General features: G+C 69.3%; 5 protein-coding genes and 1 tRNA gene. All 6 read left to right on the forward strand.

Features of this window, described 5'->3' with window-relative positions; all coding sequences use genetic code 11:
* On the forward strand, positions 1-274 hold a 274-nt coding region (locus GT030_RS00585), incomplete at its 5' end, for a nucleoside deaminase (RefSeq protein ID WP_161199303.1).
* An 80-nt stretch (positions 275-354) separates the two neighbouring features.
* Positions 355-439 (forward strand) — tRNA-Ser (locus GT030_RS00590).
* 161 nt (positions 440-600) lie between these two features.
* Complete coding sequence (locus GT030_RS00595; protein ID WP_030806336.1) at positions 601-780, forward strand: hypothetical protein; 180 nt, start codon at positions 601-603, stop codon at positions 778-780.
* A 28-nt stretch (positions 781-808) separates the two neighbouring features.
* The gene (locus GT030_RS00600) at positions 809-1102 is read left to right on the forward strand and encodes a Dabb family protein (RefSeq protein WP_135791281.1); all 294 of its coding nucleotides are present in this window, start codon (positions 809-811) and stop codon (positions 1100-1102) included.
* Positions 1103-1287: 185 nt separating this feature from the next.
* Positions 1288-2139 carry an RNA polymerase sigma factor SigF gene (locus tag GT030_RS00605; RefSeq protein ID WP_161199304.1) on the forward strand — a complete coding sequence of 284 codons (852 nt, stop codon included), beginning with the start codon at positions 1288-1290 and terminating at the stop codon, positions 2137-2139.
* A 313-nt stretch (positions 2140-2452) separates the two neighbouring features.
* Positions 2453-2868: sigma factor (locus GT030_RS00610; RefSeq protein WP_272920642.1), on the forward strand; the 416-nt coding region annotated here is incomplete at its 3' end.

Consider the following 2868-nt stretch of genomic DNA (forward strand, 5'->3'; position numbering starts at 1 on the left):
GCTGCGCCGGGCCGCCGCCGCGCTCGGCGAGTGGCGGCTGACCGGCTGCACGCTGGTGGTGACGCTGGAGCCGTGCACGATGTGCGCGGGCGCCCTGGTCCAGTCCCGCGTCGAACGGGTCGTCTACGGCGCCCGCGACGACAAGGCGGGCGCGGCCGGCTCGCTCTGGGACGTCGTACGCGACCGGCGGCTCAACCACCGGCCGGAGGTCGTGGAGGGCGTGCTCGCCGAGGAGTGCGCCCGGCCGCTGACGGAGTTCTTCAGAGGGCGCTGAAGAGGCCCCGAAAGCCCTGCTGGGAGGGGCTCCGGCCATCGATTTCTGCCGACGGGGCACCTTGCTGTAAGGTCTCCCTCGGTAGCGTGTCCGAGCGGCCGAAGGAGCTCGCCTCGAAAGCGAGTGTGGCGCAAGTCACCGAGGGTTCAAATCCCTCCGCTACCGCTTGAGAAGGGCCCCGTCTTCGGACGGGGCCCTTCGTGCGTCCCGGCTCGGGGCTCTCAATTGACAATCGTGGCCGTCCTGTTGGGTGCGCGGAGGCCCGTGGCGGTTACACTCGCCGCCGCAGGCTGGTCAGTGGGGTCGATGGGACAGGGGAGGCCGCGGTGGCGGTGAACGCCAAGAAGATCGTCGTGTTCGCGCTCGTGGTCTTCGCCATGTACGTGATCATCACGGACCCGGCCAAGGCGGCCGACTACGTCCAGATAGCCTTCGAGGGCATATCGGACGCCGCCGGGGCCATCGGGGACTTCATGACCTGGGTCGTGGACGGCGCGAAGAACTGACCGGCCGAAAGAGCAAGAGGTACGCCGCATGATCCGGCACCTGGTCCTGTTCAAGCTCAATGAGGGTGTCGAGCGCGACGACCCGCGCGTCCAGGAGGGCGTGGCCGCCTTCCGCGCGCTCGGCGGGCAGATCGACGAGCTGCGCTCCTGGGAGTGCGGCTGGAACGTCACCGACCGCCCCATCGCCTACGACTTCGCCATCAACTCCTCCGTCGAGGACACCGGCGCCCTCCAGCGCTACCTGGACCACCCCGCCCATCAGGCGGGCGTCGCGCTGTGGCGGGAGTTCGCCACGTGGGTGATCGCCGACTACGAGTTCTGAGGGCCGGGCGGGCCCGGAACGCGAGCCCTCCGCCGTTACGGCGGGGGGCTTTTTCGCGTCCGGCGATCCATCCATTGGCGTCGTTTGAGGGCCAACACGACGTTATGCGGTGCTTGCACACAGTGCACATGTCTTGTGATGCTATGACCGCTTTTGACGGATGATTGACCGATGAAGAGGTGGCGTTGACCGTGTCGGCCAGTACTGCGCCGCCCCAGGCGGAGGCGCCCGCGACCCTCCCCGAGCCCTCCGCCGCGCCCCCTCCCGAGAAGCGCCGGGGCGCCGACACCCGCGCCCTGACCCAGGTGCTCTTCGGCGAGCTGAAGAACCTGACACCCGGCACCCCTGACCACAACCGGGTACGCGGGGCACTCATCGAGGCCAACCTCCCGCTGGTGCGCTACGCCGCCGCCCGCTTCCGCTCCCGCAACGAGCCGATGGAGGACGTGGTCCAGGTCGGCACCATCGGTCTGATCAACGCCATCGACCGCTTCGACCCGGACCGGGGCGTGCAGTTCCCGACCTTCGCCATGCCGACCGTGGTCGGGGAGATCAAGCGGTACTTCCGGGACAACGTCCGCACCGTGCACGTGCCGCGCCGGCTGCACGAGCTGTGGGTGCAGGTGAACGGGGCCACCGAGGACCTCACCACCGCGCTCGGCAGGTCGCCGTCCACCGCCGAGATCGCCGAGCGCCTGAGGATCAGCGAGGAGGAGGTGCTGTCCTGCATCGAGGCGGGACGCTCGTACCACGCCACCTCGCTGGAGGCCGCACAGGAGGGCGACGGGCTGCCCGGACTGCTGGACCGGATCGGGTACGAGGACCCGGCGCTGGACGGCGTCGAACACCGCGACCTGGTCCGGCACCTGCTGGTCCAGCTCCCCGAGCGTGAGCAGCGCATCCTGCTGCTCCGCTACTACAGCAACCTGACCCAGTCGCAGATCAGCGCCGAACTCGGTGTCTCCCAGATGCACGTCTCCCGGCTGCTCGCCCGGAGCTTCCAGCGGCTCAGATCGGCCAACCGGATCGAGGCATGACCGGCGCACGGGAGCACGGAACGGAAAACACCAGGTAGCAGCCGTTCGCATGCGGGATCGAATGATCACCGTCAGGAGCGAATCACGGCACGTCGGCAGTGTCGGCAATTGTGCGCCGAAAGCCCGTCAGACCCCGTTCTGCCAGGGCTTCTTGGCGTCTCACGTGTCGACATGTCACTACAGCGCGTTGCCGACATGTGACATTCTGCGGGAAGCGCGTTTGCCGAGGCTTCGGCTCCGGTATTCAGGTGAAGGCCGCGCTGTCCGATCAGGGCAGTGCGCCGCGACCGTCCCGCGACCCAAAGGGGGTGGCATGTCCGCAGAACAGGGCAGCTCGAAGGTGCTCACGAAGACCGTGGCAGCGCCGCAGAAGCTCGACGCTCTCGACGTCCTCGACGGCTTCGAGGGCGCTGAGGCCCTCGCCGCCGCGCCCGCCCCCGCCGTCCCGGCACCGGCGCCCGACGCGGCCCCGGCCGCCGAGGAGGCCGCGCAACTGCCGGTGCCCTCGGGGGACATCGACACCCGCACACTGTCCCGCTCCCTGTTCCTGCGGCTCGCCGCGCTCGGCGAGGACAGCCCCGAGCGGGGCTACGTACGGGACACCCTGATCGAGCTGAACCTCCCGCTGGTGCGGTACGCGGCGGCCCGCTTCCGCTCGCGCAACGAGCCGATGGAGGACATCGTCCAGGTCGGCACCATCGGCCTGATCAAGGCGATCGACCGCTTCGA

Source organism: Streptomyces sp. SID1328 (assembly GCF_009865595.1).
Classification (GTDB): domain Bacteria; phylum Actinomycetota; class Actinomycetes; order Streptomycetales; family Streptomycetaceae; genus Streptomyces; species Streptomyces griseoluteus.